This is a genomic window from Yoonia sp. D2-7, assembly GCF_055809435.1.
This window is the reverse complement of the sequence record NZ_CM147912.1, coordinates 3214407-3235882: the sequence shown is the minus strand read 5'-3', so window position 1 is coordinate 3235882 and position 21476 is coordinate 3214407. Positions and strand designations below refer to the sequence as shown.

Here is a 21476-nt window from a genome sequence, read left to right as displayed (position 1 = left end):
GATAGCCTTTGCCCAATTCAAAAAAGGACTGTGCGATGGCGATATCGACTTATCAGATGCTAATTGACGGCGCGTGGTGTGATGCGGCTGACGGCGCGCGGTTCGACAGCGTAAATCCTGCGACAGGCGACGTGTGGTCAAACGTACCCGAAGCGACGGCGCGGGACGTTGACCTCGCAGTGCAAGCCGCAGACGCCGCATTGGACGGGCCTTGGGGGCAAATGACCGCGACCGAACGGGGGAAATGCTTGCGGCGGTTGGGCGATCTATTGGCCGAAAATTCTGAATCTATCGGGCGGGTCGAAACAACCGATACCGGCAAGATGTTCAAAGAAACAGCATGGCAAGCGACCTATATCGCTGAGTATTTGCACTTCTACGCAGGCGCTGCGGACAAAATTCACGGCGAAACGCTGCCTATTGATAAGCCAGACATGTTTGTTTTCACCGAACGCGAACCCATCGGTGTAATTGCTGCTGTAGTGCCTTGGAACAGTCAGATGTTTCTCAGCGCGGTCAAGATCGGTCCCGCATTGGCGGCGGGAAATACGATTGTGCTTAAGGCGTCTGAACATGCCTCTGCGCCTTTGTTGGAATTCGGCAAATTAGTCGCGCAGGCCGGCATCCCCAATGGCGTCGTAAACATCGTGACCGGTGGTGCAACCTGCGGCAAAGCGCTGACATCGCATCCACAGGTCGCAAAAATCGCTTTTACAGGCGGGCCGAATGCAGCCCGTCAAGTCGTGCGTAACTCGGCTGAAAATTTCGCAGAAGTGTCTCTGGAACTTGGTGGTAAATCGCCGTTCATCGTATTTGACGACGCGAATATTGAAAATGCTGTAAATGGCTGCGTGGCCGGCATTTTCGGCGCGACAGGGCAGTCTTGCGTCGCGGGATCACGGCTGTTTGTACATGATGATATCGCGGACGAGTTCCTCGAAAAACTGGTGCATATCGCGCAGAATATCTGCATCGGTGACCCGCAAGATGATGCCACCGAAATGGGCCCGCTTTGTACCCAAGGCCAGATGGATCACATCCAGCGCCAGATTGCTTTGGCGATTGAACAAGGCGGACAGGTTCTAACGGGTGGCAAGCCCGCAGATTTGGCAGGGCTCTATTTTGAACCCACGATCATCGCGTGCCCAAGCCCCGAGATGACCATTCTCGATACGGAACTGTTTGGTCCGGTTCTCACCGTGCAGCGCTTTAAATCCGAAGATCAGGTCGTCGCGATGGCCAACGATACGGTGCACGGTCTTGCTGCGGGTATTTTCACACGCGACAGCGCCCGTTCCATTCGCATGTCCAAGCGTGTGAAGGCGGGGATCGTTTGGGTGAATACCTATCGCGCGATTAGTCCGATTGCGGCTTTTGGTGGCGTGAAGTCAAGCGGTTACGGGCGCGAGGCAGGCATGCAAGCCGTCTACGCCTACACCCGTCCCAAAACAGTCTGGATGAACCTGTCAGACGATCCCATTGCCAACCCTTTCAAAATGAGGTGACCCCATGAAGTTTCATTTAGCAATCAACCTCGAACGTATGTCCGAAGACACACCGATCACGACGGTGCGGGATCATACGCTTGAAATGGTAAAAATGGCAGATCAGGCTGGGTTCGAGGTGGCATGGGCCGCCGAACACCACGCGCTTGAAATGACGATCGCGCCCAATCCGTTCCAGATCATGACATGGTGGGCGGATCACACTGAAAACATCCGGCTGGGATGTGGTGTGGCGAACGCGACCTATTGGCATCCGATCAATCTGGCCGGAGAGGCGGCAATGGTTGATCTGCTGTCAGGTGGTCGGCTGGAATTGGGCCTTGGGTCCGGTGCCTATCAGCGTGAATTTGACCGAATGAAGCCGGGTGTCAGCCAAAAGGACGGGCACAAATACCTACAAGAAATGCTGCCGCTTGTTCGGGAATTGTGGAAAGGCGATGTCACCCACAATGGCGCGCATTGGCATTTTCCGGCGGCAACGTCGTGTCCGAAGCCTTTGCAAGATTCCGTTCCGATGTGGGTTGCCGCGCGGTCGCCGGGCACGTTCGATTATGCCGTTACGAACGACTGCAACGTGATGTGCTGGCCATTCACCTTGCCCATGGCGGAGGCCGAGAAATATAAACAGCAGCTTGATGAAAGCATCGCCGCGGCGGGCGGTTCGTGGTTCGGAACCTTTGCATTGATGCGCCATACTGCGCTTTACGATAACGACGTCGACCGTCAGGTCACCTTGGACGCAGTGCGCCGTGTCTTGGGGCGGTTCGGCAACCTGATGATGCAAAAAGGCGAGGTCGTGAACGGCTTCCCTGAAGAAGTCCCGCTGTCCGCATTGGAAGGAAACGTGCGGGTTGATCCTGATATGCTCGAAGAGAACCTGATGTTGGGGACGCCCGAACAGGTCATCGCCAAGCTGAAGGCTTACGAGGCGCTAGGCGTCGATTCCTTCATCTATTACGCCTCCATGGGGCTCGATATGGACCGTCAGAAACGATCCATGGACCTGTTTATCAATCACGTCATGCCGGAGTTCGCATAACATGCCCGCTGAAATTCGCCGTACCATTACGAATATCCAGACCACATTCATTGAAGGTTGGAAGGCGCCACCTGTTCCAACAAAATTGATCACCGCCATGGCAATCATCAAGAACCCGTGGTTCGGGCAGGGTCATGTCGAAGATTTGCGCCCCGTCATTCGTGATGTCGGTCCGGAAATGGGGCAACTTCTGACAGACATGATTCTGGACGTGGCAGGCGACAAAGTCGAAGGGTACGGGAAGGCGTCCGTCGTTGGTATGGGCGGTGAACTGGAACACGCCCAAGCGTTAACGCACACGCTTTGGTTCGGGAATGCCTACCGGCGCGCGGTCAATGCGCAGTCCTATTTGGTCTTTTCGAACACGCGAGGGGCGGCTGGGACGTCGTTGATGATTCCACTGATGCACAAGGATGATGGGGGGCAGCGGTCGCATTACCAAACGATCCATGTGTCAGTGCAGGACGCGCCCGCAGAGGATGAAATCATCATGGCGCTTGGCGCGTCGATTGGAGGGCACCCGAACCATCGGATCGGCAATCGCTATCAAGATATCGCGGAAATGGGCGGCGATGTGGAGAACCCGGCGGGTGTCTGAGGTCGCGCCAGATGGAACTGCTTTCGATCTAAGCGGCGAAGGGCCTACAGTCGTGTTGATCCACGGTCTTGGCCTATCGCGGCGACTGTGGGACAGCCACTTGCCAGCCCTGACAGGCTGTCGCGTGTTGCGCTACGATCTTTACGGTCACGGTGAAAGCAGATCTGCGAAAGAACCGCTTTCATTGCGGGTGTTTGCGCAACAATTGGCGGATCTGATGGATCATGTCGGGATGGCCCAAGCGCATATCGTAGGGTTTTCCATTGGTGGCATGATCAATCGACGCTATGCGTTGGATTTTCCCGACAAAATAGCGTCGCTCGTGATCATGAATTCGCCCCATAATCGGGGTGCGGCAGCGCAGGATGCGGTAGAAGCGCGGGCCAAAGCCGTGCGCGAACAAGGGGCGTTTGCGACCTTTGACGCCGCGCTGAAGCGGTGGTTCACGCCCGATTATCTGGTGACAGGGGAAGGAACCCGAAATGTGCGTGACTGGCGCGAACAGGTGGACGCTGAATGCTATGCGCAAACTGCTTGGGTACTGGCCAATGGTGTTCGTGAACTGATTGCCCCAAAGCCGCCGATCACGGCGCCTGCTTTGGTGATGACCTGCGAAAACGATAGCGGCAGTACCCCGCAGATGGCGCGCGACATTGCGGCGGAAATTGCGGGCGCGCAGACAATTATTGTGCCGCGCCTTCAGCACCTTGGTCTAATGGAAGATCCAGCCGCATTTACGGCCCCGCTTTGCGCATTTTTAGCGCAGCGTAGCCATCCAACCTAAGGTTTGATCGGTATCGCCACCGGGTTTGTATTCTGCCCCCAGCGGCGCGGTGTATCCCAGGTCCGCGATGGCCTTGAACACGTGTTTATAGGCGACTTCACCTTCATCCGGTCTGCCACGCGCGGGCACGCCCGCGAATTGGATATGCCCGATCTTGGGCAACAGGGACGCCAGTCGATGCGTCAAATCACCTTCCATCAACTGAACATGATAGCAGTCGAACATCAGCTTAAGATTGGGTGCGTTCACAGCGTCAATAATCGCTATCGCCTGCGTCGTGGTAGTCAGGAAATAGCCGGGTGCATCATAGCGATTAAGCGGCTCAATCAGGATCGTGATGTCATGGGCTGCCGCCTGTGTCGCCGCGTATTTCAGGTTCGCCACAAAGCAATCGTGTGCCGGGCTCCCGGCCGCAAATCCGGCCATGACGTGCACGGCACCGCATCCAATTTGTACGGCGTAAGCAATCGCCTGATCAATCGCGGCGCGGGCTTCATGGATGCGGTCGGGCAGGGCGGACAACCCGTTGTCACCACCTGCCACGTCGCCGCGATCCGTATTTATACCCAGCATCCGCAGACCTGTGGCATCAAGCGCTGTTTTCACATCCGCAGGATCAACCGCATAAGGCCAATGGCACTCAACCGCGTCAAATCCTGCAGCCTTCGCTGCGTGAATAGCATCGGGAAGCGCGAGGTCGGTCCACAGAAAGCCAAGGTTCGCTGAAAACTGCGTCAATCGTCCCACTCCACATCAAACTTTGTCACAAGGTCTTTGACTTGGGCATCTGTCAACGCGCGCGCAGGTATGCCGCGCATCATCATCGCCAGCCTTGCCGTATCTTCGAGTTCCTCAATCGCGTTGCACGCCGCCTCAACGTCTTTGCCAGCCACGACGGGGCCGTGGTTGGCCAGCATGACCGCTGACCGTTTACCTGCGAGTCCGCGAACTGCATCACCCATCGCCGGATCACCGGGCATAAAGAACGGGAGTAGTTTTACTTTCCCCAACTTCATGATCGCGTAAGGGGTCAGTGGTGGCAGGAAATTATCGGGGTCCGCATCAGGCATCATCGACCACGCAACCGAATGACAGGCATGCAAATGAACAACGGCACCAGCGCTGCTGCGGGTATCGTAGAACGCACTGTGCAGCGACATTTCTTTGGTTGGTTGATCGCCCGCAATCAGGACGCCCTTAGCGTCGAAACGTGACAACTGACCGGGATCAAGTCTGCCAAAACTGGTGCCCGTCGGGGATACCAAGAGTCCGCCGTCGTCGGTGCGGGCCGAAATGTTGCCCGTACTGCCGCCGGTGAGACCACGGTCAAATAGCGATTTGGCGAGCAGACACATCTGTTCGCGAAGCTGGGTGTCCGACATCGCTTAACCGCCCTTCGGCAGATCAAGGCCGGCTTGGGCTGCGTAAACTTTGGCGACTGCGGCGTCATCTTCGCCACCTAGTCCTGCTTCCGCTGCTGCGGCGAACTGTTTCAGTGCCGCAGTGGTAATTGGCGCGTCAAAGCTCGTTTCCTTCGCAATATCCAGCACGATGCCCAGATCCTTTGGCCAAATGTTCACGCTGGAATGAGGCGTGTAATCGCCGTCGACAATATGCGGCCCACGGTTTTCCAGCATCCATGACGTACCTGCACATTCGGGGATCACCTGCATGAAGTCTTCGGCGCTGACCCCTTGGCTTATCCCGAACGTCATGGCCTCGGCCATCGCGGCGATATGAACACCCGCCAGAAGCTGGTTCACCGCTTTCATCGCAGAACCTGCGCCAGCGGTATCACCAAGACGAAAGACCTTTTCAGCGGTCGCATCAAGAATGGGGGCTGCGCTCAGGAAAGCGTCAGGCGTGCCAGAGGCCATCACGCTTAGCGCCCCGTTCGCGGCTTTGACAGAGCCACCGGAAATCGGGGCGTCCAGATAATGAACACTGTGTCCGGCACACCGTTTGGCCATGTCGCGGGCAAAGGCAGGAGGAACAGTCGCACATGCGATCACAACGCTGCCCGCTTGCATTTTAGACACAATGCCTTCGTCGCCGAACAAGACGGTTTCGGTTTGGGCGGCATTCAGGACGACAATCACAGCAGCGGATAGGGTCGGGGCCACTTCGGCAAGCGTGCCTGGTGCGCCGCCTTCTGATTGGAACCTTGCGACTTGGGCTTCGTTGACGTCAAAGCCGTGTACTTGAAGGCCAGCTTTACGGGCGGATGATGCGATGCCATATCCCATGGACCCCAATCCGATCACGGCAACCGTTGTGTCTATCATCGTTGTATTCCGTCGTTATGTCCCATTGGCTTTAGGTTTAGCACCAGATCGGGCGACAAGCATACCCGCAAGAATAAGTGCAACCCCGATAATCCGTGTGGTCGTGTTACCCGCGCTGCCTAATGCGATATCGACAGCGACGCCGGAAATCATCTGACCTGCAATAATCAACATCGCCGTTTGCGCAGCGCCAATCTTAAGCACAGCCCAGCTGGATGCGGCGATGAACACAAAACCGATCGGACCGCCAAGATAGGCCCACCATGGCGCACCCCACGGATCACCCGTGAACAAGCCGCCAAAGGCGATCCCAACTGCAGTGATAAAGGCAAACCCAACCACGTGGTTCCAATATGATGAATGCAGGGCGGATGTGTACATCGACAAGCTGCCGTTGATCTGACGGCTCAACGATACCAATGCGCCACCCAAGACGGCGAGTGCTGCGAAACCAAGCATCTATACGCCCCCGAAGAAGATAAGAATGACCGATCCAGCCATGATCAACCCTAGCGCCAGCATGTCGCGGGCGGTCGGATTGCGCTGCGGCAGACCCATCATTCCCCATTTGTCAGCCACAAGGCTAAAGACCATCTGCCCAGCCAAACCCAAAGCAATCGTGCCCGAAATCGCCAGTGCCGAATTCATCGTGGCCGATGTCAGCATGACAGTGACAGCACCCGATATGCCACCAAGATAAGCCCACCATGGAACTTTGGTCGTTGGTTTCGCCTTCTTCGGACGCATCGCCAGCAATACAATAATGGCCAAAAGTGATCCGGTCACATGGGGGACCCAAGACGCAAACAGAAGCGATCCGGTGACCGCCAATGTGCCGTTGAACCAGACCATCAAGGTCAGCAGGCCGCCTGTGGCAAATGCACCAATAAAATCTAGTAATCGGGGGGTGTTCTGGTCAGTCATGGCGCCACACCTGACGCTAATTTCAGATGGGCGCAAGTAGCCGTTGACTCTGTCTGGCGCACCTCTATAAGCCGCCCATTCATTGGTGTTGGTGGACCTCGCAAGAGGAACCCTGTCATTGCGGCAAAATCCGCAAAAAGGACAACGCCCTTCATGCCTTTCGGGGCGCATATAACGAAGGAGATCAGCGTATGACTAAACGTACCGCTGCCAAGTACAAAATTGACCGCCGTATGGGCGAAAACATCTGGGGTCGTCCTAAGTCCCCAGTGAACCGTCGCGAATACGGCCCCGGCCAGCACGGTCAGCGCCGTAAGGGCAAATTGTCCGACTTCGGTATCCAGCTGCGTGCTAAGCAAAAACTGAAAGGTTACTACGGCGACCTGACAGAGAAGCAATTCCGCCGCATCTACGCCGAAGCTGAGCGTGTAAAAGGCGACACTGGTGAAAACTTGATCGGTTTGCTTGAGCGTCGTTTGGACGCTGTTGTGTACCGCGCCAAGTTTGTTCCAACAATCTTCGCAGCACGTCAGTTCGTGAACCACGGCCACGTGACAGTGAACGGCAAGAAAGTGAACATTGCTTCTTACCGTGTGTCCGAAGGCGACGTGATCGCAGTGCGCGACAAGTCCCGTCAGTTGGAAATCGTTCTCGTGGCATCCCAATTGCCAGAGCGCGACGTGCCTGATTACATGGCTGTTGACCACAACAAAATGACTTGTGAATTCACACGCACACCAACACTGGGCGACGTTCCTTACCCAGTTGCGATGGAGCCAAACCTCGTGGTCGAATTCTACGCGAAGAACTAATCGTTCTTCATACGATTTCTGGAAAGGCCGTAGCATCCGCTACGGCCTTTTTTGTTTGGGGGGACTGGTCCAGCGCGCCTTTGCTTGGGGACGTTTTATTTCGAAATCAGGCAGGTCGTCTGATCCTTGACCTATCTTCTTTGGCAGATGCGGCCCCGGAAATCCGAAGCCACATCCGTCGTGATTCAGAACTTGCCGTTGTCGTGGGGCATATCTGCTGGAATTTCGGAAACCGTGTCCCAATGTTCCACGATTAGGCCATTCTCGACGCGGAACAGATCAAAGAACGCGGTCGGTGTTTCGCCGATCGTGCCTTCTGATGCCGCGAAGACAAAGTTGCCTTCCGCCACCACGATATGCGTTTCCGCATAGGCCATTGCCTGTCCGGCCTCTGCCATCGCCGCAAGGGCCGCACCAAGACCATCAAGTCCGTCACCAACCATTGGGTTATGCTGCAAATAGGTTTCGGTCGAAACATAGTCCGTAATGCGTTCCGGCGCGCCACCTTGCAGCACATCCTTCACAAACCCTTCGACCAGCGCCTTGTTCGCAGCTGTCTGTTCAAGGTCAACGACCTCGGTCGGTCCATCGGTCATCGAACGTCCTGAAACCGTTGCGGCGGGGGGCACCTGAAGATTGTCCCAGTGTTCAACCACTTGGCCGTCAGCCACGCGGAAGACATCAAACGCCACCATAGTTTCAGCCCCAAGCGCCTGAGCGTTATCGTAAGTGTTGTGCAAAACAACCATGTCACCCTCGGTGATCACGCGGTGGGTCGTCAGTGCGATCCCGCTTTCTTCCAATGCGGGAATGAAGCCAAGGATCGGGTCCGCACCAGTCGGCACGGCGACGTTGTGTTGAATATAGTCAGGCGCAACAAGCGCGCGGGCGGCATCAACATCTGCGTCTACGAAGATAGCTGCGACGGCAGCCAGAACTAGGTCTGTAGGTGTCATTTTCTGTTCCTTTATGACAATTGATTCGTTATGCAAATGTTGGTATCAAATTCGCACCTAGTATCAATTACGCACTATTTAGGAACCAAGTATGCTTAACGTAACCGCGCTGACCAAAGATGATGCTGCGAATTGTCCGGTCCGGCAGGTGCTGTCGAAAGTCACGGGCAAATGGCAGGTGCTGATTGTCCTAGCCTTGGAAGACGGGACGCTCCGTTTCGGTGAGTTGAAACGCACGATTGGCGACGTCACACAGCGCGTCCTGACCGAGAACCTGCGCAGTTTGGAACGCGACGGCTACCTGCGCCGTGATGTCGATCCGGGACCACCTGTTGCGGTGCGTTACACACTGACCGACCTCGGAGAAGAACTATTGCCATTGCTGCGCGGCCTGACCGAATGGGCGGCACATCGCCATGTAGACGTTCAAGCCTCGCGCGAGATCTTCGACGCGAAACAATAGATGCGGCGGTTAGAAGCGGCGGGCCTTAGAACGGTTCTTCCAACCAAGTCGTTTGAGGAAACTTTAGCATTTCATCCCGCAGCCATTGCCCAGCGACCCCCAATGCCCGTCGTTCTGTCCAAACCAGATCAATGCCTTCCAGTAGGTCGTTTTGCTGAAACGCATAATTGAGCCGAACGAGTTCTTTGCGTTCAATCGGTTGCTTGACGAGCGATAGTGGCAATTCGGCCCAACCAAATCCGGCACGGACAAAGTCGATGATCAAATCGGGATCTTCCACGTGCCAAACTGCGGCGCTCTTCTTTTCGTTTTGCTGTGATGTTCCTTTGACCGGATCTTTGTGGCGCAGGATTTGTCTATGGCGCCGTAGGTCACGATAAGAGGCGTCAATGTTCTGCGCCAACGCATGGTCAGGTGCGCAGACCGGGATCAGTTTAGAATAGCCAAGTCCGCGAAATTGCAGGCCAGTCGGGTAACCCTCTTGTTCCGCCATAAGGCCAATATCTGTTCTGCCGTTGCGTAGCATGTCGGCTGAATCGTTGGAGCTGGGCGTCGTGACTTCCAGTGAAACCGAACTGAACCGCTCTGTGAACGCACGCAGCAAGGGCATAAGCGGTTCTGTACTAATGCCTTTTTCGACCGAAAGGGACACGTGGGTCTCGATCCCTTCGGCCATGGAATTTGCCATCGCTATGAATTCGGTCGTACCCAGCAGAACGCCGCGTGCATGCGGCAATAGCGCCTGTCCTTGAGGTGTCAGGACAGGGCTGCGGCCGCTGCGATCAAAAAGCGGAACGCCACAATCAATTTCAAGATTCGCAATCGCGGTCGAAACTGCTGAATGGGCTTTGCCCAGTCGCCGCGCCGCAGCTGAAAACGATCCAAGGTCAGCCGCATGGACAAAAGCACGAAGGGTTCCTGTATTTGGCATGTTTAACCTGTCTGATTTTCAGACAGATACTAACTGGATCGCAGCAGAAAAACAGATAGTAAAATTTGGAATGCACCACCCTTCATGCTGGCCAAAGGTTTCGATATGTTCGATGAATCCCTTATCCTTGATCTAACTACACGCCTGTCCGGCCTTCCTAGGTTCGCGTTGGCGCAACTGCCAACGCCGTTGCACCCACTGCGCAATTTTGACCAACTGCTGAACGGTCCTGAATTGTGGATGAAACGCGATGATCTGTCCGGACTTGAAGGGGGTGGAAACAAAACGCGTAAACTCGAATTTCTGACAGGGGACGCGCTGGGCAAAGGGTGCGATATGCTGGTGACTGTTGGTGCAATCCAGTCCAACCACACCCGCCAGACTGCAGCGGCAGCCGCCAAAGCGGGCATGAAATGCGCGTTGCTGCATTGCGCTTGGACCAAGGACGCAGGCCCGAACTACCGTCATGTGGGCAACATACTGCTGAGCCATATGTTGGGGGCAGAGCTGTATATCGACGAAACCGAACGCCCGATCGAAGATCAGGGACCGCTGGAAGAATTCATGGCTCATTTACGCGCGCAGGGTCATCGACCCTACCTGATACCTGGGGGTGCATCGGAACACCCCCTTGGCAGTATGGGGTACATGAACTGCGCCATCGAACTAGCGATGCAAATGCAGCAGACGGGCGTGTTCTTCGACCACTTGGTTCATACGACGGGATCGAGCAGCACGCAGGCGGGTCTGGTTGCAGGTTTCAAGGCGCTCGGCGTCCCAACCAAGATTATCGGGATCGCCGATGACGGCGAGACAGCAATCAAAACGCGGCGGGTCCGCGAGTTAGCGAACGAAGCCCTCGCGGTCTTAGAATTGCCCGAGCTGGTCGAGGAAAATGATGTCACGGTGATTGCTTCAAACGATGCCGACTACGGCTATGCCGATGATGGGATCAAAGAGGGTATTCGCCTGATGGCTACCAAAGAAGGGCTCATCGCCGATCCGGTTTACGAAGGCCGCGCGATCCGCGGTCTTCTGGATCTGGCCGCACAGAACCGGTTCGCGTCGGACGCGAAAATCCTGCTGATGCATCTTGGCGGTTCGCCTGCGGTTCATGCCTATGCGGGCCAATTCGGCGACATCGCCCTGACGCCATTCAACACAAAATAACGACAACGACCGCCCTACGACACAAATCACATCGGACAAAGACGCTTTGATCGCAAACGGCGATCAACTGAACTACCAGCGGGCCGTGCCAGACATGTTGCGGGTGGAAATACAAAACAGGAGCTAGGCAAATGGCTAACAATACGGCTTTGCGCAGTGGGCGCGAACGCGTTCAATACACGGTGGCCTTTGAAGTTATCCTCATGGCAATTCTCGTGCCCGCTGGTGCCTTGCTCTTGGATAAGAGCATCGCCGAAGTTGGCGTGCTTGGGTGCATTCTTGTGCTAAAGGCAATGGTGATGGGGCTGATCTATAATTGGTTCTTTGACAGGTTTGACGCCAAATCGGGCCGCGTTGCGTCCGACCGTTCGACCATGGGCCGAATCCTGCATGCCGTCGGTTTCGAAATGTCGCTGCTGATCACTTCGATTCCGATCTACATGTGGTGGTTCGATTTCAGCATGTTGCAGGCGATATCGACGGACATCGTCGTCACAACCTTCGTCGTTGGGTACACCTATGTCTTTTCGCTGGTCTATGATCGGAAGTTCCCGGTTGGATCCCGTTAAATGCGCGCTACGCACCCAATCAACGCGAAAGCGACCGCCCTTCGGCCTTAAGCTTTTTGTTCAGGATTTGCCGAACCTTGATCCCCGCGCCATCAGCCCCCAGCGTCACTTCTAAGAAGTCGAGCCCGCGTGGATCGGCGGCAACGCTGGCTTGCAGTTTTTCAAGCAGGTGTTTGTCTTCGTCAAACGCGGCAGTCACGCTCGCGCGTGTCTTTTCGGCAACCTCATCTGTCAGCGAAGGTACGTCAAACGCGGCCATCCAGAAATAGTGCGTTTTACCGCGCTGCGCAGGTGTCACGATATGGCAGCCACGCACGATAAAATCGGACCGTTTGCCCGCATCTGGGTTAGGGTCATGCACATTCCAGTCCGAAAACGAAATGGCCAGTGACGGCATTCGTCCCTTTTGCACCCGCTTGATCGGCTTGTCTTCGGGCAGCCCCATGCCTGCGCAGAACAGCGGTGACAGCGGCGCAAGGTCGAATTCCTGTTCGTAGCAAATTGTCTCGCCGTCCATGTAGGTGTCGGGCGCCGTGATCCAATCGTCCTGCTTGAAGGTGTTCTTATGCAGAAAGGCGATGTGCGTCAGGTCCAAAACATTCTCGCGGATCAGCACCCAGTTGGCTGCGACCTCGTAATACCCATGCACTGGCGTCCAGTCGGGGTCTGTCTGATAGCCGACTTCTGGCGGGTCACAATCAATGGCATCCTGATCGCCCAGCCAAATCCAGACATAAGCCCCGGCATCGCGCACTGCAAAAGACGGAATTTCGGCGGTTTTGGGTTTCATGTGCTGCGTCGGTGCTTTGGTGCAGCGCCCTGCGGTATTGAACTCCATCCCGTGGTAAGGGCAGACGATCTTGTCGTCACGAACATGTCCTTCAGACAGCGGAGCCCAACGATGCGGGCAGCGATCGTAAAGCGCTGCGGGCGTGCCATCCTCTAGCCGGTAAAGCACCACAGGTGTTTCCAGCAGCCATCGCGCCAGCGGTTTCGTCGTCACCTCATCGCGGTGCGCCGCCACCCACCACATGTTGCGGGGATAGTTGTCCTCAAGCATCCCGTTGGGAATCGTTTGGCCGTTGGTCCGGTTGGCATCGTCTTTCATGTCGCATCCTCGCTATTCAAAAGCGTCTCAAAACGCGCGATTTCGTCGGGTTTCATTTGGTAGCTGTGATCGGCATCTGGAAAGCGGCCAGATCGCACATCGTCAGCATAAGCCGCGAAGGCATCGGTCGCGTCTTGGGCAAGGTTGGCATAGCGTTTGGCGAACTTGGGCTTAAACGTATCGAACGCACCCAGCAGATCGTAGCCGTTCAGAAGCTGGCATGTGCCAGCAGCGCCCGCACCAATCGAAAAGGTGAAGATGTCCACGGCGTCATCCACAGCCTTGCCGACCTCATAAGGCATCGCCTCAATCTCAAGCCCTATCGCACCGGCAGCCTCGATCGCGCGGGCATCCGCAACAATGTCCATCGCCGCCTCAGCCGTCCGGCCCTGCATCTTAAAACCGCCCATTTGATGAACCTTGTGGGGCAGCAGTCCAACATGGCTCATCACCGGAACGCCTGCATCGGCGACCGCGCGGATAATGTGTGCGCCTTCACGGCCCAACTGCAGCTTCAACGCGTCCGCGCCGCTTTCCTTCATCATCCGTACGGCATTTGTCACGGCGAGGTCAGGCGTCGCGTAGGACCCATAGGGCATCGACACGAGACACAGGGTGTTTGGCGCACCCCGCCGCACGGCTTGCGTGTGCATGATCATCTGATCAACGGTCATCGCCAGCGTATTTTCATGGCCATGCAAAGTCATGCCCAGACTGTCGCCGACACCAACAATATCAACGCCGGCACGTCCGGCCCACGTGGCCGTCAGTACTTCGCCAACCGCGACCATGACCAACCGTTCGCCTGCAGCCTTCTTCTCGGCCAGTTCCGGTAAGGTCAGTTTTTTGCGGTCCTGCGTCATTTCAGCCTTTTGCGACTATGGAATCGTCGCATTTGTTGTTCCATTTGGAACAATATGCGCTAGGACAGGCGTAACTGGCAATGGGCAACCGATCATGGATAGATCAAACGACACAGACCTGACGCGGATATTCGACACGATCGAATATCCCGAGGCGTACCGCATCACCTATTTGGCTAATGCCATCGTGTTCCCGGCCTACGCCGAGATCAAACGGGACTTTGGCCTCGTGCGTGCTGAATACATTCTGCTGGCTTGCCTATCGCACTTTGACGTTCTCACGGCACAAGACGTGGCCCGCATATCACGCCGCCCGCGCAACACGATCAGTCGTGCAGTGCATCGCATGTTGCACGATGGATATTTGGACCGCGCCCCTGACCCGTCGGACGGACGGCAATCAAAGCTCAAGATCACCCCAAACGGTCGGGCTTTGCATGAAAAGATCAGCGGCTATTTGAGCCGCCGGCAAGATGACGTTTTGGCGGCGCTTAGCGCCGACGAACGCGCAACCCTTGGGGCGCTCCTGAAAAAAGCGGCCCTTAATTCCGCAAAACTTGACGACTGAGGCATCCTCAATGGCTGAAATCGGACCAAACACCCGTCTACGCGTGTCACCGTTCTACGAAGCGACGATTGGGGAAGGCGTGACTGCCTTTTCCCCCTACAACAACATGCTCATGCCGGTGTCCTACGGCGACGCAGATGCCGAATATGACCGTCTGATGAACGGGGTGTCGCAATGGGACGTCAGCGTCGAACGGCAGGTGGAAATCATAGGGCCAGATGCTGCCCGATTGGTCCAACTTTTGTCAGTGCGGGACCTGTCCAAGATCGAAGTCGGAAAGGGCAAATATGTGCCGATGTGCGATCATCGCGGGGTGCTGATTAACGATCCCGTTGTGCTTAAACACGAAGACGGCCGGTTCTGGCTGTCTATTGGGGACAACAACATCCTCATGTGGGCGCGGGCCATTGCAGCCGAACGCGGGTTAACCGTCGACATTTGCGAGCCTGATGTCTCTCCGATGGCGGTTCAGGGCCCCAAAGCCGAATATGTGGTCGCGTCCGTCTTTGGTGATTGGGTGCGGGCGCTGAAATATTTCTGGTTCGCCCCGGCAGAAATCAACGGCATCCCGCTGATCATCCAGCGTTCGGGCTATTCCAAACAGGGCGGGTTTGAAATCTATCTGCGCGACGGCACGCGCGGGACCGATCTGTGGAACATCATCAAGGAAGCTGGTGAACCATGGGGGATCGGCCCCGGAAACCCGAGCCCCATCGAACGGATCGAAAGCGGGCTGTTGTCCTACGGTGGCGACACAGATGACCAGACCAACCCGTTCGAGGTCCGCCTTGGCAAATATGTTGATCTGGATCTTGATGACGAGGTGGTCGGTATACAGGCGCTGCGGCGAATTAAGGCCGAAGGTGTTAAACGCCAGCAGGTAGGCATCGTCTTCGATAACCCCGAACGCCGACCCGGCCATGCGATTTGGTACGCGGTTCAGCAGGGCGATAGGGGTGTTGGGCACATGACCTGCGGGGCATGGTCGCCACGTGCGGGGGCGATGATCGGATTTGGATTGGTCCATACGGACCTTACCGTCGGTGATGAGGTTGACGTCGTGCGTGGCGGGTACGTCGACCGCGCGAGGCTCTGCGAATTACCGTTTTTCTAGCGTCCTGAACGGGATTCTTCCCGCGAACCAATCGGCGGCCTGCAAATGGCCGCCATCGGCTACCGACTTGATTCAGTCCGGCAAAAGGCAAAGCTATTCTGCCCGAAGGCAACCAAAGTTCGCGCATATTTTGAGGATGTTGGTGGAGCCTAGCGGGATCGAACCGCTGACCTCCTGCATGCCATGCAGGCGCTCTCCCAGCTGAGCTAAGGCCCCATCAGATGTGGATATTTCCACATGGGAACGACTTGCGTCGCGTGCTGCTGTCTATGCAGCGTGGCGGGCGAGATCAAGATCAAAAATCTCGCCCATCACGAAAATCTTCTGAGACGAATTAATCGTCGTCGTCGCCAGTGGCTACATCAGCCAATTCTTCCAATGATACGGTATCATCGTCATCATCTTCCAGAACGTCATCGCCCAGATCGACATCATCATCGTCGTCCGCGTCTTCGTCGTCCAACACCAGATCATCGTCTTGATCCGCGTCTTTGGCGTTCATTTTCTTGGTCTGCGCATCTTCGGCATCAGCAACCATCGTCCGTGTCTTGCCAGTCTCAACAGGGACTTCTTTCCCTGTGTACGGGCTGATCACCGGCGTGGCGTTCAAATCGTAGAAGCGTTTGCCGGTCTCGGGGCAGAGGCGCTTCGTGCCCCACTCTTCCTTAGGCATTGGCTATTCCTTATAAATCTGGTCGTGCTCTTGCAGCGGATCGCTGCCAACTGCCATAAGCAATGAGTGGTGTCAAAGCCTTTGGCACAGGTCAACAACGGAACTATGGATATGGGCCACCATACCCTGCATGGCAACCCCCCGATTGAGGTCGCTTTACGCCGGTCATCTACCGCCAAGCGCCTGTCTTTACGGGTGTCGCGGCTGGATGGGCGCGTCACACTGACGATTCCCAAGCGCGCGCGGGTGCCAGAGGCGGTCGCATTCCTCGAAGAACGCGAATCGTGGCTGCGCGGGCATCTGTCCCGAGTCCGCGAATTACACGTGGTTGAAGCAGGCGGCACGGTCCCTTTTGCCGGTCGGTTGATCCCCGTCGTGGTAGGGCGCAGCAAGCGTGCGATGCTGACCGAAGATGCATTGCATGTCCCGAATGAACAGACTGCGGGCCAGAAAGCCCAAGCGCTGTTAAAAGCGCAGGCGCGTGATGTGCTAGCCTCCGCGTCGGATCGTTATGCGGCGCAGATTGGTAAAACCTACGCCCGATTATCGCTGCGTGATACGCGGTCGCGGTGGGGGTCGTGTTCGTCCAAGGGAACGCTGATGTATTCATGGCGGCTGATTATGGCCCCGCCAGAGGTGCTGGATTACGTCGCCGCCCATGAAGTCGCGCATTTGGCCGAGATGAACCACTCTCCTGCGTTCTGGGCCGTCGTGGAACGGCTGTATGGGGATCACATGCCGGCACGTCGCTGGTTACGTGAAAACGGTGATCAATTGCATCGGGTACAGTTCGGCGATTGACCTGATCCGGTTTTGTGATCACAAAGATCACATGATTGCGCCACGTCCCCTAGATCCAACCGCTGCTGCCCACGAACGTGTGTATCGCGCTTTGCGTACCCAAATCATGCACGGTGAAATTGATCCTGGGGCGGCGCTGACGTTGCGGGGGATCGGGAAGGATTTTGATGTCTCCATGACGCCTGCGCGCGAAGCCGTGCGGCGTTTGGTGGCGGAAGGGGCTTTGTCGCTATCGTCATCGGGGCGTGTAACAACACCCGAACTATCCAACGACCGGATCGAAGAACTGGCGACCCTGCGCGCGATGATCGAACCGGAATTGGCCAGTCGTGCCTTGCCACGGGCGCATTTCGCGCTGATCGAACGGCTTGAGGCGATCAACCAAGGTGTCAGTCAGATGGTCGCGCGGCACGATGCATCCGGTTACATCCGCATGAACCTCGAATTCCACCGCACGCTTTACCTGCGGGCCCAAGCGCCCGCGATGTTGGCGGTGATGGAAACAGTGTGGCTGCAACTTGGCCCGACGATGCGTGCCCTTTACGGGCGGCTCAATCGGACGGAACCGCCTTATCACCACAAACTGATCCTTGCGGCACTAAAGGCCGGGGATGAACCCGGTTTGCGATTGTCAGTCCGGACAGACGCAACACAAGGCCTGCGGATGTTAAAAGCCTAAGCAGGCATCGCGGTCGGGACGATGGTCCGTGGTCTATCGGTATGCAAAGCCATGCGAATTTGATCACGGAAGACGGCAGCGTCATGGCCCAAGGCCGTGCTGAGCGCCATCAAAAAATCGTGCTCGGCGCTCGTCAACGCACCGTCGGCGGCAGCGACGTCAACGCAGGCTCTCATAATCGTATCACGCTCAATCCGGGAAAATGGCGCGACAATTCCGAGCAGTTCGTCAGCTTCTGTTGTCTGTGCATATTTCGCAGTGATCATCTTCTGACCGACAGTATTGCCGGTCAAATGTTTGTAGGACCGCAACAACACCTGAAGCGTGTTCTGGCTGATGTCGCCGCTCAGCCGCGCGGTGTGGAACATCATCGTAAGCAATGTTTCCGAGAACATTGGTGTTTCAGGCAGTGATGGAACTTCGATTTTTGTCTCTTTACGGGGGCGTTTGCGCATCGCAACAAACAAAATCAGAACGATCCCCAAAACGATTCCGCCGTATTTCGTCACCACCCAAAGCGTCGTCAAAGTTGCCGCAGACGCAGGTGTTGCCACGAGCATAAGGATCGGGAGAGCCATCAATAAACGCTGCATTTGCCTGTCCAACAAAGGTTTAAGTTGAGCAAGGTTAGCGCGGCAATGTGGTTAACGTGTGGTTGCAGTCGGACATGAGTATGACAAATTCTGCCCGCTTGTCTGTTAGGATTCATCCGTTTCATCAAAACGCAAACCATGTTTACGGGCAAACCAGATGAACAACGGTATTTCCATTAAGCTCATGGTCACAAAAGAAAATATGAACCAATTCGTACTGAATAGGATCATATCAAAAGCCAGACCGCGCCCTAGAAATAATGCGCCAGCCAGAACCAAGGCCGCGACTGAAATAACAACGTCGCGCCACATGATGGCATTCCAGCTCTTGTGCGGCAAGCTCGGGTAGGCCCACAGATATGCGAAGGCCAACAAAGCCGCGTTGATGATCAGAATGGTAGCTTCGGGAGACACATCAAGGTTCCTTCGTTGGGCATATCATAGATATGAAATGCAATGCGATCGCGCCAGTGCGTGTCTGATGGGTCGCATATCTATGAGCTGGCGCGGTATCGACCCATTTTCGTTGTATTTGAGCCCATTTTTTAAGATTCTAATGACAAAAGAAGAAATATCAAAAGCAGGTCATAGGGCATGACAGACACACTACTCGCATTGTACGAGCGGATTTCGACGACGTTGTCGGATCGCTTCTGGGCTGTGATCGCTTACCCAACAAGCTCGGATCACCGTCTGTTTTGGGTTTACCTGATGACCAGCGCTTTGTTTGCGCTGTTCGTCTACCGCAAGACATGGCCTCGCAATGGCGACAATACACCGTCGTTCCTTGCGTTCCTGTTCCCGAAAAAAGTCTGGAGCAACGCATCGGCGTGGCTTGATCTTCGTTTCTTCGTGATCAACGAACTGACGATGAAATTGATCCACATCGGACTGCTAGCCGGCACATTGGCGTTCACGTTTCAGCTGATCACCGGATCAAACGAACTGGTCGCTTTCAATTGGAACGAAGTGCTGACGGTCAAGGGCATGTCGATTTCGTTGGCTTACCTGATCATCGCGATCGCGGTCGGGGACTTCATCGGGTTTTTTATCCATTACCTGCAGCATAAGATCCCATTTTTGTGGAATTTTCACAAGGTACACCATAGCCCAGAGGTCATGCATCCGCTGTCGAATTTCCGCGAACACCCGATTGATAACATCGCTTATGGCATCGGAATCGGCGCTGGTTACGGCGTTTTGATGGGCGTCGTCGCCCTTGTCTTCGGATATGTGCCGCGCCCGCCAGAGGTGCTGGGCGTGCCTCTGTTCTTCTTCTTGTTTAACGTCGGCGGCTACCACCTGCGTCATTCGCATGTCTGGCTACGGTGGAAAGGGAACTGGTCAAAGGTGTTCCCGTCGCCCGCGCACCATCACGTGCACCACAGCTGCCATCCTGATCACCTCGACAAGAACTTCGCGTTCATGTTCCCGATCTGGGACGTGCTGTTCAAAACCTACCACATGCCCGACGATGATCGGGACGTGAAATTCGGGCTCTATGGTGTGGAAGAAACGGAATATACATCCGTTTGGAAGATTTACACGCTGCCGTTTCGCGATTTGTGGCGCAAACATGTGGGCGTTGCTGGCCCCACAAAAAGGGCCAGCAAAGACTGATTTACATGTGGATCGCGCCGTCGCCACAGGCGAGGGCGGCTTCACGCACCGCTTCGGAATAAGTTGGGTGCGCGTGGCATGTGCGTGCGATATCTTCGGCAGCCGCGCCAAATTCCATCGCAACGCAGATTTCATGGATCAAATCGCCCGCCATCGGGCCGATGATATGGGCGCCCAAAATCCGGTCGGATGACGCATCCACCAACATTTTCACAAAACCGTCGCCTGCAAAGTTCGCCTTGGCGCGGCCGTTGCCCAAGAACGGGAATTTGCCGACTTTGTACGCGCGGCCTTCTTCCTTCAGCTGTTCTTCGGTTTTGCCGACGCTGCCAACCTCTGGGTGCGTGTAGATCACGCCCGGGATTACGTCGTAGTTCACATGGGGCTTTTGGCCAGCAATGCCTTCCGCCACGGCCATGCCTTCGTCTTCGGCTTTGTGGGCCAACATTGGACCGTCGATCGCATCGCCAATCGCATAGATACCAGCCACATTGGTCGCATATTTCGCGTCCGTTTTGATCTGGCCACGGTCGGACATCGCAACGCCAAGCGTATCCAGTCCCAAACCGGTTGTGTAGGGTTTACGGCCTGTGGCGACCAGCACGGTGTCAGCGTCAACTGTGTGCTCGGAATCGTCTTTGCGCAGTTTATACGTCACTTTGGCTTTGGTGTTCTTGGTCTCAACACCTTGAACAGCAGCGCCCAGCGTGAACTTCAGACCCTGCTTCATCAGCAGTTTCTGGAATGTCTTCGCAACCTCGGAATCCATACCCGGTGTGATCGCATCAAGGAACTCGATTACAGTCACTTCGGCACCAAGGCGGGCATAAACAGACCCAAGTTCCAGCCCGATGACACCCGCGCCGATCACGACCAATTTCTTTGGAATTTTGCCAAGCTCAAGCGCGCCGGTAGATGTCACGACAGTCTTTTCATCGACCTCGATACCGGGCAGGGTGGATGGTTCAGAGCCTGTGGCGACGATGATGTTTTTCGCCTCGTGGACGTCGTCACCGACTTTAACCTTGCCCGCCTCAGGGATTGATCCCCAGCCTTTCAACCAGTCGATTTTGTTCTTCTTCATCAGGAATTCAACCCCGCCGGTATTCTGACCGATGACGTTGGCTTTGTAGGTCTGCATCTGTTTCCAATCCACAGACGGGGCTTTGCCCTTCAGGCCCATTTCGCCGAAGTTATGTTCGGCTTCGTGCAGCATGTGGGTGGCGTGCAGCAATGCTTTGGATGGGATACAGCCGATGTTCAGGCAGGTCCCGCCAAGCGTTTCGCGACCTTCGACGATGGCCGTTTTCAGACCAAGTTGGGCGCAACGGATGGCGGAGACATAGCCGCCGGGACCTGAACCGATGATGATGACGTCGTAGTTAGCCATGGGGGATCTCCTAGGGCGAAATTGGGCTGTG

At 55.8% G+C, this 21476-nt stretch carries 26 protein-coding genes and 1 tRNA gene; 13 read left to right on the top strand and 14 right to left on the bottom strand.

All coding sequences use genetic code 11. The annotated features are described in order from the left end of the window. Positions 1-35 precede the first annotated feature (35 nt). From AC0L7R_RS16035 to AC0L7R_RS16020, 4 genes are read left to right on the top strand one after another with little or no spacing between them, the layout of a single operon-like run. On the top strand, positions 36-1505 hold the full coding sequence (locus AC0L7R_RS16035; protein WP_473657856.1) for an aldehyde dehydrogenase family protein: 1470 nt from the start codon (positions 36-38) through the stop codon (positions 1503-1505). Positions 1506-1509: 4 nt separating this feature from the next. Continuing rightward, positions 1510-2544 carry an LLM class flavin-dependent oxidoreductase gene (locus tag AC0L7R_RS16030; protein WP_473657855.1) on the top strand — a complete coding sequence of 345 codons (1035 nt, stop codon included), beginning with the start codon at positions 1510-1512 and terminating at the stop codon, positions 2542-2544. A gap of 1 nt (position 2545) precedes the next feature. Next, entirely contained in the window at positions 2546-3142 is a 597-nt protein-coding gene (locus tag AC0L7R_RS16025; RefSeq protein ID WP_473657854.1) for an amino acid synthesis family protein, read from the top strand. After that, the gene (locus AC0L7R_RS16020; RefSeq protein ID WP_473657853.1) at positions 3117-3926 is read left to right on the top strand and encodes an alpha/beta fold hydrolase; all 810 of its coding nucleotides are present in this window, start codon (positions 3117-3119) and stop codon (positions 3924-3926) included. Before AC0L7R_RS16025 ends, AC0L7R_RS16020 begins: the two co-directional genes overlap by 26 nt. On the opposite strand, the gene AC0L7R_RS16015 is transcribed toward AC0L7R_RS16020, so the two are convergent. The 5 genes from AC0L7R_RS16015 to AC0L7R_RS15995 are packed head-to-tail and all read right to left on the bottom strand — an operon-like array spanning position 3900 to position 7135. After that, positions 3900-4664 carry a TIM barrel protein gene (locus tag AC0L7R_RS16015; RefSeq protein ID WP_473657852.1) on the bottom strand — a complete coding sequence of 255 codons (765 nt, stop codon included), beginning with the start codon at positions 4662-4664 and terminating at the stop codon, positions 3900-3902. The genes AC0L7R_RS16020 and AC0L7R_RS16015 overlap by 27 nt on opposite strands. Then, complete coding sequence (gene otnC, locus AC0L7R_RS16010) at positions 4661-5308, bottom strand: 3-oxo-tetronate 4-phosphate decarboxylase (protein WP_473657851.1); 648 nt, start codon at positions 5306-5308, stop codon at positions 4661-4663. Before otnC ends, AC0L7R_RS16015 begins: the two co-directional genes overlap by 4 nt. 3 nt (positions 5309-5311) lie before the next feature. After that, a complete protein-coding gene (gene ltnD, locus AC0L7R_RS16005) occupies positions 5312-6211 on the bottom strand; it encodes an L-threonate dehydrogenase (RefSeq protein WP_473657850.1) in 900 nt (299 codons plus the stop codon). Positions 6212-6226: 15 nt separating this feature from the next. Continuing rightward, entirely contained in the window at positions 6227-6670 is a 444-nt protein-coding gene (locus tag AC0L7R_RS16000) for a DMT family transporter (RefSeq protein ID WP_473657849.1), read from the bottom strand. Further along, complete coding sequence (locus AC0L7R_RS15995; protein WP_473657848.1) at positions 6671-7135, bottom strand: DMT family transporter; 465 nt, start codon at positions 7133-7135, stop codon at positions 6671-6673. Positions 7136-7326: 191 nt separating this feature from the next. Here AC0L7R_RS15995 and rpsD point away from each other — a divergent pair, with 191 nt between their 5' ends. Beyond that, positions 7327-7947, top strand: a complete 621-nt coding sequence (gene rpsD, locus AC0L7R_RS15990) for a 30S ribosomal protein S4 (protein WP_247127557.1) — start codon at positions 7327-7329, stop codon at positions 7945-7947. A 185-nt stretch (positions 7948-8132) separates the two neighbouring features. On the opposite strand, the gene AC0L7R_RS15985 is transcribed toward rpsD, so the two are convergent. After that, positions 8133-8903 (bottom strand): nuclear transport factor 2 family protein, encoded by a 771-nt coding sequence (locus tag AC0L7R_RS15985; RefSeq protein ID WP_473657847.1) that lies wholly within the window; start codon positions 8901-8903, stop codon positions 8133-8135. Between the two features lie 91 nt (positions 8904-8994). Between AC0L7R_RS15985 and AC0L7R_RS15980 the strand changes: the two genes are divergently transcribed. Next, positions 8995-9366 carry a winged helix-turn-helix transcriptional regulator gene (locus AC0L7R_RS15980; RefSeq protein WP_473657846.1) on the top strand — a complete coding sequence of 124 codons (372 nt, stop codon included), beginning with the start codon at positions 8995-8997 and terminating at the stop codon, positions 9364-9366. Positions 9367-9391: 25 nt separating this feature from the next. Here AC0L7R_RS15980 and AC0L7R_RS15975 read toward each other — a convergent pair whose 3' ends face one another. Then, positions 9392-10297, bottom strand: coding sequence for a LysR substrate-binding domain-containing protein (locus AC0L7R_RS15975; RefSeq protein WP_473657845.1), 906 nt, complete (start codon positions 10295-10297; stop codon positions 9392-9394). A 105-nt stretch (positions 10298-10402) separates the two neighbouring features. Between AC0L7R_RS15975 and AC0L7R_RS15970 the strand changes: the two genes are divergently transcribed. Together AC0L7R_RS15970 and AC0L7R_RS15965 are read left to right on the top strand one after the other, a co-directional pair. Beyond that, on the top strand, positions 10403-11467 hold the full coding sequence (locus tag AC0L7R_RS15970; RefSeq protein WP_473657844.1) for a pyridoxal-phosphate dependent enzyme: 1065 nt from the start codon (positions 10403-10405) through the stop codon (positions 11465-11467). A 131-nt stretch (positions 11468-11598) separates the two neighbouring features. Continuing rightward, positions 11599-12036: a PACE efflux transporter gene (locus tag AC0L7R_RS15965; RefSeq protein WP_473657843.1), complete on the top strand. Its 438-nt coding sequence runs from the start codon at positions 11599-11601 to the stop codon at positions 12034-12036. A gap of 19 nt (positions 12037-12055) precedes the next feature. Here the strand turns inward: AC0L7R_RS15965 and AC0L7R_RS15960 are convergent, their stop codons facing one another. Both AC0L7R_RS15960 and panB read right to left on the bottom strand, forming a co-directional pair. Then, positions 12056-13144, bottom strand: a complete 1089-nt coding sequence (locus tag AC0L7R_RS15960) for a Rieske 2Fe-2S domain-containing protein (RefSeq protein ID WP_473657842.1) — start codon at positions 13142-13144, stop codon at positions 12056-12058. Beyond that, entirely contained in the window at positions 13141-14007 is an 867-nt protein-coding gene (panB, locus tag AC0L7R_RS15955) for a 3-methyl-2-oxobutanoate hydroxymethyltransferase (protein WP_473657841.1), read from the bottom strand. Before panB ends, AC0L7R_RS15960 begins: the two co-directional genes overlap by 4 nt. Positions 14008-14101: 94 nt before the next feature. Between panB and AC0L7R_RS15950 the strand changes: the two genes are divergently transcribed. After that, a complete protein-coding gene (locus tag AC0L7R_RS15950) occupies positions 14102-14575 on the top strand; it encodes a MarR family transcriptional regulator (RefSeq protein WP_473657839.1) in 474 nt (157 codons plus the stop codon). 10 nt (positions 14576-14585) lie between these two features. Further along, on the top strand, positions 14586-15689 hold the full coding sequence (locus AC0L7R_RS15945; protein ID WP_473657838.1) for a glycine cleavage T C-terminal barrel domain-containing protein: 1104 nt from the start codon (positions 14586-14588) through the stop codon (positions 15687-15689). Between the two features lie 140 nt (positions 15690-15829). On the opposite strand, the gene AC0L7R_RS15940 is transcribed toward AC0L7R_RS15945, so the two are convergent. Both AC0L7R_RS15940 and AC0L7R_RS15935 read right to left on the bottom strand, forming a co-directional pair. Beyond that, a tRNA-Ala gene (locus AC0L7R_RS15940) sits at positions 15830-15905 on the bottom strand. A 118-nt stretch (positions 15906-16023) separates the two neighbouring features. Continuing rightward, positions 16024-16362, bottom strand: a complete 339-nt coding sequence (locus AC0L7R_RS15935) for a TIGR02300 family protein (protein WP_247127542.1) — start codon at positions 16360-16362, stop codon at positions 16024-16026. Between the two features lie 111 nt (positions 16363-16473). On the opposite strand from AC0L7R_RS15935, the gene AC0L7R_RS15930 reads away from it, so the two are divergent. Then, positions 16474-17163 (top strand): YgjP-like metallopeptidase domain-containing protein, encoded by a 690-nt coding sequence (locus AC0L7R_RS15930; protein WP_473660445.1) that lies wholly within the window; start codon positions 16474-16476, stop codon positions 17161-17163. Between the two features lie 31 nt (positions 17164-17194). Further along, a complete protein-coding gene (locus AC0L7R_RS15925; protein ID WP_348109839.1) occupies positions 17195-17842 on the top strand; it encodes a GntR family transcriptional regulator in 648 nt (215 codons plus the stop codon). Here the strand turns inward: AC0L7R_RS15925 and AC0L7R_RS15920 are convergent. Together AC0L7R_RS15920 and AC0L7R_RS15915 are read right to left on the bottom strand one after the other, a co-directional pair. Then, positions 17839-18435: a hypothetical protein gene (locus AC0L7R_RS15920; RefSeq protein WP_473657836.1), complete on the bottom strand. Its 597-nt coding sequence runs from the start codon at positions 18433-18435 to the stop codon at positions 17839-17841. The genes AC0L7R_RS15925 and AC0L7R_RS15920 overlap by 4 nt on opposite strands. A gap of 105 nt (positions 18436-18540) precedes the next feature. Then, a complete protein-coding gene (locus tag AC0L7R_RS15915) occupies positions 18541-18849 on the bottom strand; it encodes a hypothetical protein (RefSeq protein ID WP_473657835.1) in 309 nt (102 codons plus the stop codon). A gap of 180 nt (positions 18850-19029) precedes the next feature. Here AC0L7R_RS15915 and AC0L7R_RS15910 point away from each other — a divergent pair, with 180 nt between their 5' ends. Next, positions 19030-20055 (top strand): sterol desaturase family protein, encoded by a 1026-nt coding sequence (locus AC0L7R_RS15910; protein ID WP_473657833.1) that lies wholly within the window; start codon positions 19030-19032, stop codon positions 20053-20055. A gap of 1 nt (position 20056) precedes the next feature. Here the strand turns inward: AC0L7R_RS15910 and lpdA are convergent, their stop codons facing one another. Continuing rightward, positions 20057-21445 carry a dihydrolipoyl dehydrogenase gene (lpdA, locus tag AC0L7R_RS15905; protein ID WP_473657832.1) on the bottom strand — a complete coding sequence of 463 codons (1389 nt, stop codon included), beginning with the start codon at positions 21443-21445 and terminating at the stop codon, positions 20057-20059. Between the last annotated feature and the right edge of the window lie 31 nt (positions 21446-21476).

What these genes read in the sequence shown, in the direction of transcription:
- AC0L7R_RS16035 (WP_473657856.1), top strand. Translation starts at nt 36, where the DNA reads ATGGCGATATCGACTTATCAGATGCTAATTGACGGCGCGTGGTGTGAT.
- AC0L7R_RS16030 (WP_473657855.1), top strand. Translation starts at nt 1,510, where the DNA reads ATGAAGTTTCATTTAGCAATCAACCTCGAACGTATGTCCGAAGACACA.
- AC0L7R_RS16025 (WP_473657854.1), top strand. Translation starts at nt 2,546, where the DNA reads ATGCCCGCTGAAATTCGCCGTACCATTACGAATATCCAGACCACATTC.
- AC0L7R_RS16020 (WP_473657853.1), top strand. Translation starts at nt 3,117, where the DNA reads ATGTGGAGAACCCGGCGGGTGTCTGAGGTCGCGCCAGATGGAACTGCT.
- otnC (WP_473657851.1), bottom strand. Translation starts at nt 5,308, where the DNA reads ATGTCGGACACCCAGCTTCGCGAACAGATGTGTCTGCTCGCCAAATCG.
- ltnD (WP_473657850.1), bottom strand. Translation starts at nt 6,211, where the DNA reads ATGATAGACACAACGGTTGCCGTGATCGGATTGGGGTCCATGGGATAT.
- AC0L7R_RS16000 (WP_473657849.1), bottom strand. Translation starts at nt 6,670, where the DNA reads ATGCTTGGTTTCGCAGCACTCGCCGTCTTGGGTGGCGCATTGGTATCG.
- AC0L7R_RS15995 (WP_473657848.1), bottom strand. Translation starts at nt 7,135, where the DNA reads ATGACTGACCAGAACACCCCCCGATTACTAGATTTTATTGGTGCATTT.
- rpsD (WP_247127557.1), top strand. Translation starts at nt 7,327, where the DNA reads ATGACTAAACGTACCGCTGCCAAGTACAAAATTGACCGCCGTATGGGC.
- AC0L7R_RS15985 (WP_473657847.1), bottom strand. Translation starts at nt 8,903, where the DNA reads ATGACACCTACAGACCTAGTTCTGGCTGCCGTCGCAGCTATCTTCGTA.
- AC0L7R_RS15980 (WP_473657846.1), top strand. Translation starts at nt 8,995, where the DNA reads ATGCTTAACGTAACCGCGCTGACCAAAGATGATGCTGCGAATTGTCCG.
- AC0L7R_RS15975 (WP_473657845.1), bottom strand. Translation starts at nt 10,297, where the DNA reads ATGCCAAATACAGGAACCCTTCGTGCTTTTGTCCATGCGGCTGACCTT.
- AC0L7R_RS15970 (WP_473657844.1), top strand. Translation starts at nt 10,403, where the DNA reads ATGTTCGATGAATCCCTTATCCTTGATCTAACTACACGCCTGTCCGGC.
- AC0L7R_RS15965 (WP_473657843.1), top strand. Translation starts at nt 11,599, where the DNA reads ATGGCTAACAATACGGCTTTGCGCAGTGGGCGCGAACGCGTTCAATAC.
- AC0L7R_RS15960 (WP_473657842.1), bottom strand. Translation starts at nt 13,144, where the DNA reads ATGAAAGACGATGCCAACCGGACCAACGGCCAAACGATTCCCAACGGG.
- panB (WP_473657841.1), bottom strand. Translation starts at nt 14,007, where the DNA reads ATGACGCAGGACCGCAAAAAACTGACCTTACCGGAACTGGCCGAGAAG.
- AC0L7R_RS15950 (WP_473657839.1), top strand. Translation starts at nt 14,102, where the DNA reads ATGGATAGATCAAACGACACAGACCTGACGCGGATATTCGACACGATC.
- AC0L7R_RS15945 (WP_473657838.1), top strand. Translation starts at nt 14,586, where the DNA reads ATGGCTGAAATCGGACCAAACACCCGTCTACGCGTGTCACCGTTCTAC.
- AC0L7R_RS15935 (WP_247127542.1), bottom strand. Translation starts at nt 16,362, where the DNA reads ATGCCTAAGGAAGAGTGGGGCACGAAGCGCCTCTGCCCCGAGACCGGC.
- AC0L7R_RS15930 (WP_473660445.1), top strand. Translation starts at nt 16,474, where the DNA reads ATGGGCCACCATACCCTGCATGGCAACCCCCCGATTGAGGTCGCTTTA.
- AC0L7R_RS15925 (WP_348109839.1), top strand. Translation starts at nt 17,195, where the DNA reads ATGATTGCGCCACGTCCCCTAGATCCAACCGCTGCTGCCCACGAACGT.
- AC0L7R_RS15920 (WP_473657836.1), bottom strand. Translation starts at nt 18,435, where the DNA reads ATGCAGCGTTTATTGATGGCTCTCCCGATCCTTATGCTCGTGGCAACA.
- AC0L7R_RS15910 (WP_473657833.1), top strand. Translation starts at nt 19,030, where the DNA reads ATGACAGACACACTACTCGCATTGTACGAGCGGATTTCGACGACGTTG.
- lpdA (WP_473657832.1), bottom strand. Translation starts at nt 21,445, where the DNA reads ATGGCTAACTACGACGTCATCATCATCGGTTCAGGTCCCGGCGGCTAT.